The sequence below is a fragment of the Acanthopleuribacter pedis genome (assembly GCF_017377855.1).
Classification (GTDB): domain Bacteria; phylum Acidobacteriota; class Holophagae; order Acanthopleuribacterales; family Acanthopleuribacteraceae; genus Acanthopleuribacter; species Acanthopleuribacter pedis.
On sequence record NZ_JAFREP010000063.1, the window covers coordinates 20,186 to 28,662 of the forward strand.

At 53.8% G+C, this 8,477-nt stretch carries 2 protein-coding genes; both read left to right on the forward strand.

All coding sequences use genetic code 11. The features are described from left to right. Window positions 1-472: 472 nt before the first annotated feature. Window positions 473-4,033, forward strand: a complete 3,561-nt coding sequence (locus tag J3U88_RS33355) for an SUMF1/EgtB/PvdO family nonheme iron enzyme (RefSeq protein ID WP_207863554.1) — start codon at window positions 473-475, stop codon at window positions 4,031-4,033. A gap of 293 nt (window positions 4,034-4,326) precedes the next feature. Then, complete coding sequence (locus J3U88_RS33360) at window positions 4,327-7,878, forward strand: SUMF1/EgtB/PvdO family nonheme iron enzyme (RefSeq protein ID WP_207863555.1); 3,552 nt, start codon at window positions 4,327-4,329, stop codon at window positions 7,876-7,878. The last annotated feature ends 599 nt before the right edge of the window (window positions 7,879-8,477 follow it).

Below are 8,477 nucleotides of genomic sequence, written 5' to 3' on the forward strand. Positions count from 1 at the left end.
AAATCGCGAAGGTTTTTAAATAAACTAGTGTGACAATGTAAAAACAAACATAGTTAAAGCAGAGCGGTAATTGTTATAAACAATGAGTTGAGACGATCTACCGCGTGATTTCAACAAGCAAAAAGAAGTTCGTTAAATTACTTTTGCAGAATCGGGTTAAATCTTTGGAAGGGATTGGGATAATGCCTGGGTAACCCAACCTTTGGGAAAGCCATGGTGATTTCGCCTTTAACGTCCGCCCGAGGAAACCGCGAGCATTCACCCAACCCCATTCCTTTGGACGGCTTGCCCAAGCCAGCCGTGACCATCCCGCGTTTCAGCTTTAAGCGAAGGAAATTTCTTTAAAATCAACAAACCGGGCGTCCACTTTTTTGTCGTCTTCACTCTTTTTGAAATCCCGAAAAAAGACATGATAAAGTTGTGAACACTTTCCCTGGTAGCTTCTAATTTTCACGACTCTAGGACTTCAGCCATGTCTTCGTTTTCTCACCAACCAAAGCGCACCCTTTCCTGGTTGCACCTCTCCGACTTCCACTTTGGCAAAGGCGCCGCCTGGCAGCAGCAGGCCGTTTGGGATCACCTGGTCTGCGATGTCGTGGAGGACCGCTCACAGGAAGATCCGCCCATCGATTGGGTCTTCCTCTCCGGCGATATCGCCAACTGGGGCATAGCAAAGGAATACACCATCGCCCAAGCACGCTTCGAGGAACTCGCCAAAGCACTCAATCACAATCCCAAAGACCATTGGTTCATCGCACCGGGAAATCACGACGTTAATCGCGGTTTGGTGTCACCCCTGATGAAGCGAATGCGCAATAAGCTGGAAATCGAAGACATTGATCTGATTTTGCCGGATCGCGCGGAAAGAGCTGCCCACGCCAACCGCCAGGATGCTTTTTTCAAATTTGCATCCGATTTTTGTGGTGGCGACTGGTCCCCTGAAAACCCATGGCAGGTTGAAATTCGCGATATTGCCGGTATCCGCGTCGCCGTCCTCTGTCTCAACAGCGCCTGGCTTTGCCAGGATGACGATGACGAGGGGCATATCGCCATGGGCTGGTACCAGGTACAGGATGCCTTGAATAAACTCAAAAAGCATGACGTCCATTTGAAAATCGCCTTGTTCCATCATCCTTTATTCGACTTCATGGAAGAGGACGCCCACAAGGTCGAGGGTTTGCTCACGGGTTCTTCCGGCTGTCAATTCATCATGCGCGGCCACAAACATCAAACCCGCCTCAGCCTTGCCCACACACCCGACCAGGCTTGTTTCGAAATGGCGGCGGGCGCGGCTTGGGGCGAAACCCGCCACCCCTTGGCCATCACCCAGGTGAGTATGGACCTAACCGCCAACACCCTCCAGGTAACCGTCTGGGCCTACAGTGAAAACAACGGTGGATTTTGGCATCCAGCCAACCACATCTACAAAGGCCTCAAAAACGGCCGCTACCAAACCGAGATCCCTTCATGCTGGGGGCTTAAGCCGGGATTGGTCAGTGACGGGAACGAGACCACCGGCACAACCCGCGTAGAAACCCTCTGGATTCCGACCAGCTACCGAAAGCACCTTTTGTCCCGGTACGGAAGTTTGGAACCACTCGTTGATCCCGACAAACCGCTGGACATGCGGCTCCGGCGTGTCTTCGCGCCCTTGGAAACCGATTGGCAGTCTGCCGAGGAACGCGAGGCCGCCCGCAAGCGCGAGCAGGAGGCCAAAGAAAAAAAGGAACGCGACAAGGAACATCCAGAGAAAGAGGGACCACCCCGGCGACCATTGGACAAGCTGTTGCAGCGCGAAGCCTTGCAACACTGCCTGATCGTCGGCGGTCCCGGCTCAGGAAAATCCACCTTGCTCGCTTACCTGGCCTTGGAACAACTGGAAGCCGAAGACAGCGAGGCCGTCCTGCCGATTTTCCTGCCGTTAAAAAAGCTGGGCGATTTTCTCAAACATGCGGCGGCGCCCGAAGCACTACAAACACTGGTTGCTTGGGCCGCGGCCGAGTTGACCCCGTTCGGCATCGACAGCGCCGCCCTCCAAGCCAAAATGGGTTCGGGTCGGGTTTGGTGGCTGCTGGACGGCCTCGATGAAATCTTTGCACCGGAACAACGCATCCAAGCGGCCCGACTCATTGGGGCCTTTGCCCATTGTTTGGGAGAGCGGGATCGCCTGACCCTCACCACCCGCCCGGTAGCACTGAGCCAAGCAGGCGTGCGTGTGGCCTTGCCTTTTGAACAAAAAGAGGCCGGGGTTCTCCCATTGGACAACAGCGCCCAAGAAAAACTCCTTACCCGCTGGTTTGAGGCGATCAAAGGAGAGGATGCTCTTCAAGAAGCCCACGATCTGAAACAACGACTGTGGGGATCGCTGCGCCAACACCCAAACGTTGCCGCTATGTGCGACAACCCGCTGCTGCTATCGGTTATTGCGGCAATTTTCAACGCTGGCAAAGCCATTCCACGGCGCCGCATCGACCTGTATCACCGCGCGGTTAACTTGTTGCTGGAGCGTCGTTTCGGTCCATTGGCGGGCGGACCGGAGGACGAATGTACCCGTCTCTCCGCCGGCCTTGCCCATGCGGCGCTTTGGATGCACCAAAACAACAAGGTTCGGCAAATTCACGAGTTGGACTTGCTCGAACGCCTCAAAGAGAAGTGGTTCGAAACGGACACCGTCAACCACGATCAGCTCGTTGCCCTGCGTCACAAGGTGCGGCGGTTGGGGGCCCATTCCGGGTTATTGCGGGTTGATGACGATCCCCCAAAATACAGTTTCACCCACCTGGGATTCCAAGAGTTCTTGGCCGCCGTAGCCGCTTCAGAGAAGAAACAACCGTTCCTATTCATGAAACCCCATTTAACAGACACCGCCTGGCATGAAGTGGTGCTATTAACCGCCGCCTACCTGTGTCGCACCCGAGGTGGCGGGCTGGGTCAAGTGTTCCTAGAAGGTTTGTATCAACGGGCTCAGGATTACCCTGGGGACATCGAACCGCTAACACTCGCGGTGGAAGCGGCTGCCGAGGCCGATCTGGGCAATATCAATCTCCCGTTTTTAGAGCGCCTGCGCGATCAAACCGCGAGCTACTTAGAAGATGGGAACAATAGGACCACGCCAAAACAACGGCAACGGCTGGGTTTGGCGCTGGGTGTTTTGGGCGACCCACGCCTCAGTTTGGCAAAGGCCGACCGCTGGGTGCGTATCGAACCCGGTACCTTTATGATGGGTGATAATGATTTAGGCGAGATGGACGAGAAACCCGCCCATCGCGTCACCCTAACCCAGCCTTTTCTTATGGCCAAATACCCCGTCACCAACGCGGAGTTCCGCCCTTTTGTGCAAACCAAAGGTTACGAGCAACCCCGATGGTGGTCAGAAGAAGGCCGCATGTGGCGTTGGCGATATCAAGAATGGTTCCAGCGTTTTGAATTGGACGATCAACCCTGGTTCAAGCCGGGAAAGGAACCCGGTTTTTGGCAAAACAACCGGTTTAATCAACCCAATCAACCGGTTGTTGGCGTGAGTTGGTATGAAGCCGAAGCCTTTTGCAACTGGCAGAGCACCCTATTCAATTCGGAACCACCCGCGGGATGGCCGGTTGGGGCGGAGCTTCAGTTACCCACGGAAGCCCAATGGGAATATGCTGCACGGGGTGAAGCGGGGCGTCGCTATGCCTGGCCGGGCGAGAATTGTTCGCCGGCGCATGCCAACTACAGTGAATCTGGTTTATCCCAACCAAATGTCGTCGGTATCTATCCCCGAGGAAAAACCCCAACCGACTTGTTTGATCTGGGCGGCAATGTTTGGGCCTGGTGCCGCGATCATTATGAGGCACGAGCGTACCGGCAGGACGAAAGGGATCGTAACCCTTTTGTCACAAGGGAACACGCCGTGCGCGCGCTGCGCGGCGGCTCTTGGTATGGCGGCGCCCGTAACTTGGCGGCCTCCTACCGCAGCTGGGACCGCGCCGGTTCCCGCAGCAGCCGTGTCGGGTTTCGGCCGGTGGTGGTGTTGCCGTCCGAGCAGGACCCTTGATATTTGTGTTATTGGCTTTTGTGTTCTTGTTTTCCCCAAACGATCTTGCCGATGTGCGGCCGGCTAGAGGCTAAATTGATCGTCGTCTTCCGGCCGCACGTATTTCACAAACCCAACAAACCGCCTTGGTTTACGTTACAAATTGCGATGTTTTGTTACGGCTTTGTCGAAAATGCCACCGCCTCATTTTTTTTTCGGTCTTTTTTCCTTTTTTTAAAGCCAAAGAAGACATGGTAAAGTTTTGAACACTTTCCCCGGAAGCTTCTAATTTTCACAACTATAGGACTTCAGCCATGTCTTCGCTTTCTCACCAACCAAAGCGCACCCTTTCCTGGTTGCACCTCTCCGACTTCCACTTTGGCAAAGGCGCCGCCTGGCAGCAGCAGGCCGTTTGGGATCACCTGGTCCGCGACGTCGTGAAGGACCGTTCGAAGGGAGATCCGCCCATCGATTGGGTGTTCCTCTCCGGCAATATCGCCAACCGGGGCATACCTGAGGAATACACCGCCGCGAAAGAACGCTTCAAGGAACTGGCCCAGGCACTCAATCATGACCCCAAAAAGCATTGGTTCATCGCACCGGGGAACCACGATGTTAATCGAGGTTCTGTAGATCAATTTCATAAAGAGGTACGCAATGATTTAAAGGTTTCGGTTGTTAATACGATTCTCAAAAGCGAGACCCACCGAGCTAGCCACGCCAACCGCCAGGATGCTTTTTTTAAATTTGCAGCCGATTTTTGTGGTGGCGACTGGTCTCCTCAAAACCCATGGCAGGTTGAGATTCGCAAGGTTGCCGGTATCCGTGTCGCCGTCCTCTGTCTCAACAGTGCCTGGCTTTGCCAAGATGACGACGACGAGGGGCATATCGCCATGGGCTGGTACCAGGTACAGAATGCCTTGAATAAGCTCAAAAAGCATGACATCGATTTAAAAATCGCTTTGTTCCACCATCCTTTCACCGACTTCATGGAAGAGGACGCCCACAAGGTAGAGGGTTTACTAACGGGTTCTTCTGGTTGTCAGTTCATCATGCGCGGCCACAAACATCGAACCCGCCTCAGCCTTGCCCACACACCCGACCAGGCTTGTTTCGAAATGGCGGCGGGCGCGGCTTGGGGCGAAACCCGCCACCCCTTGACCATCACCCAGGTAAGTATGGACCTAGCCGCCAACACCCTCCAGGTAATGGTCTGGGCTTACAGCGAAAACGATGGCGGGTTTTGGCATCTCGCCAGCCACATCTACCAAGGCCTCAAGAAAGGCCGCTACCAAACCGAGATCCCTTCATGCTGGGGCCTAGAACCGGGTGTGGTTGGTGATGATGGCTATGACGGTGGCATAATCCGCATAGAGACCCAATGGATTCCGACCAGCTACCGAAACCGGCTTTTGCCCCGTTACGGAAGTTTGGAACCTCTTGTCGACCCCGATAAACCGCTGGAGATGCGGCTCCAGCGTGTCTTTGTGCCTTTGGTAACCGATTGGCAATCTGCCGAAGAACGCGAGGCTGCCCACAAGCGGGAGCAGGCAGCCAAGGAAAAGCAACCATCCGACAAGGAACATCCTGGCAAAGAAGGATCACCGAGCCGGCCCTTGGATAAGCTGTTGCAGCGCGAAGCATTACATCACTGCCTGATCGTGGGTGGCCCCGGCTCAGGTAAATCCACCTTGCTAGCCTACCTAACCCTGGAACAACTGGAGGCGGAAGACAGCGAGGCGGTTCTGCCGATTCTCCTGCCGTTAAAAAAACTGGGCGATTATCTCAAAGATGCGACGGCGCCCGAACTGCCACAAACTTTGGTCGATTGGGCGGCGGCCGAGTTGGCCCCGTTCGGCCTCGATAGCGCCGCCCTCAAAACCAGAATGGGTTCGGGTCGAGTATGGTGGTTGCTGGACGGCCTCGATGAAATTTTCGTGCCAAAACAACGCTTCCTAGTAGCCAACCTCATTGGGGCCTTTGCAAAATGTTTGGGCGAAAAAGATCGCCTCACCGTCACTGCACGCCCTGTTGCGATCAGGCAACAAGGTGTTCTTACCGCCTTGGCCTTCCAAGAAAAACAAGCTCAGGTTCTGCGTCTCGACGATCAAGCCCAAGAACAGCTCCTTACTCGCTGGTTTGAGGCAGTTAAAGGCAAAGATGCCCTTCAAGAAGCTCACGATTTGAAGCAACAACTGTGGGGATCGCTGCGCCGTCATCCGCACGTCCAAGCTATGTGTAACAACCCATTGCTGCTGACTATAATTGCGGGAATATTTAATGCTGGAAAAGCCATTCCAAGGCGCCGCGTCGACCTTTATCACCGAGCTGTGACCTTGTTGCTGGAACGTCGCTTCGGCCCATCGGCAGGTGGTACAGAGGAAGAATGTACGCGCTTTTACCACGGGCTTGCCCATACCGCACTTTGGATGTTCAAAAGCAACCAGGTAGGCGAAATTCTCGAACATGATTTGTTTGAACGACTCAAAGAAAAATGGTTCGAAACGACCACCATGAATTATGAACAGCGTATATCTTTGCTTCACAAGGTGCGACGGTTGGGTACCCATTCGGGGTTATTTCTCGTCAATGACGATCCTCCAGAATACAGCTTCACCCACCTGGGTTTTCAAGAATTCTTGGCAGCCGTTGCCGTTTCTGAATATAAGGACCCCTTCAAATTTTTGGGGACTTATTTTGAAGATAGCGCCTGGCATGAAGTGGTTCGGCTGACCGCTGCTAACCTGTGTCGCACCCGCGGGGGTGGGATGGGCCAACGGTTTTTAGGAGATTTGAAAAAACGTGCGGTTGAAAAACCCACGGACATCGAACCCCTGATCCTCGCCGTCGAGGCGGCGGCCGAGGCCCGCTTGGGCAACATTAAGCTCTCTTTCTTGGAGGAATTACGCGATCAAACGGTACGCACCCTCGAGGATGGAAATAGTTTGGCTACTCCAAAACAACGTCATATACTTGGTAAAGCACTGGGGGGACTGGGTGATCCTCGCCTTGGTTTGGAAAAAGTTGGACGTTGGATTCGTATCGAAGCAGGTTCCTTTGTTATGGGGGATGATAATTCAGACGAGGAAGACGAGAAACCTGCACATCGTGTTACCCTGACCGAACCCTTCCTTATGGCTAAGTATCCCGTCACCAACGCGGAATTCCGTCCCTTTGTAGAAGCAAAAGGCTATGAACAAATGCGATGGTGGTCGGAAGAAGGTCGAATGTGGCTAGGACGATATGAACAATGGCTCAAGCATTTTGGTTTGGACAACCAACCGTGGCTTTGTCCAGGCAAACAGCCACTATTTTGGCAAAATGCGCAGTTTAACGAACCTAACCAGCCGGTCGTCGGTTTAAGTTGGTATGAGGCCGAAGCCTTTTGCAATTGGCAGACCGAAATGTTCGATAAGGAGGAGGGTGCCAGATGGACGGTGGGCAGCAAGATTCTATTACCCACTGAAGCGCAATGGGTCTATGCCGCGAGAGGTGAGACCGGTCGTCGCTTTCCTTGGTCCGGCGAGGAGCTTTCAGCAGAGAAAACCAATTTCAAAGAATCGGAGCTTTCTCATCCAAGTGTAATCGGCATCTATCCCCGAGGAAAAACCTCCACCGATTTGTTCGATCTATGCGGCAATGTATGGGAGTGGTGTCGCGATCATTTTGAGGCGGAAGCATACCGACAGAGCGGTAGAGATCGCAACCCTTTTGTTTTTTCCGACCATACCGTTCGCGCGTTACGGGGCGGCTCTTGGGACAGCAGCTCAGGGAACCTTGTGGCCTCCCGTCGCGGCGGGAGCCGCGCTGGTGGTCGCGGCAACAGTGTCGGGTTTCGGCCGGTGGTTGTATTGCCGTCCGATTAGGACTCTTGATATTTGCCCTATTGGATTTTGTGTTCTTCGTTTCCCCACACGATCCTGCCAATGGGCGGCCAAGGATTGTTTTAGCAGCCGCGAACGGGTACGCATATTGGCAGCACTTAGTGGCTCGATTTTGTCTTGAGAGATCAGTGTGTTTTCCCTAAAGGAATACCCACCTATGCCTTAATTAGGATGCGTCCAAATTTGGTCACGGCCGAGGAATTTGTCAACTCACCTCAGGTTTTTCGCAATCCATACTGAAGCACCCACAAACGGGCGGGGTGATCGCGAACCCGGCACCAGCGCACTACAAAAGCCACTTCACGGAGATGATCGCGATGGAATCCCGTTTCCAGATTGGGGTTTCGCCCACAAGCGCCGCGTTTTCAGGCTTTACCTATGTAAGCCTACCAACGAGCAGGCAAAAACGCGCCCTCGCTTCGGTTAAGCTAGAACCACGAGCCAACGCTAGATTAGGTTGAAGGTCTCGTGCTCATTGGCAAATGCATAGGGAAGCTGAAAGCCGCGGCCGTTGCGGATTCGCATAATCGTTTCCGACAGATACTTCTTCGGGTCGACACCGCATAAAGTGCAGGATACGC

Excerpts from the sequence above, each read along its gene's own strand:
- J3U88_RS33355 (WP_207863554.1), top strand. The coding sequence starts at position 473 with ATGTCTTCGTTTTCTCACCAACCAAAGCGCACCCTTTCCTGGTTGCAC.
- J3U88_RS33360 (WP_207863555.1), top strand. The coding sequence starts at position 4,327 with ATGTCTTCGCTTTCTCACCAACCAAAGCGCACCCTTTCCTGGTTGCAC.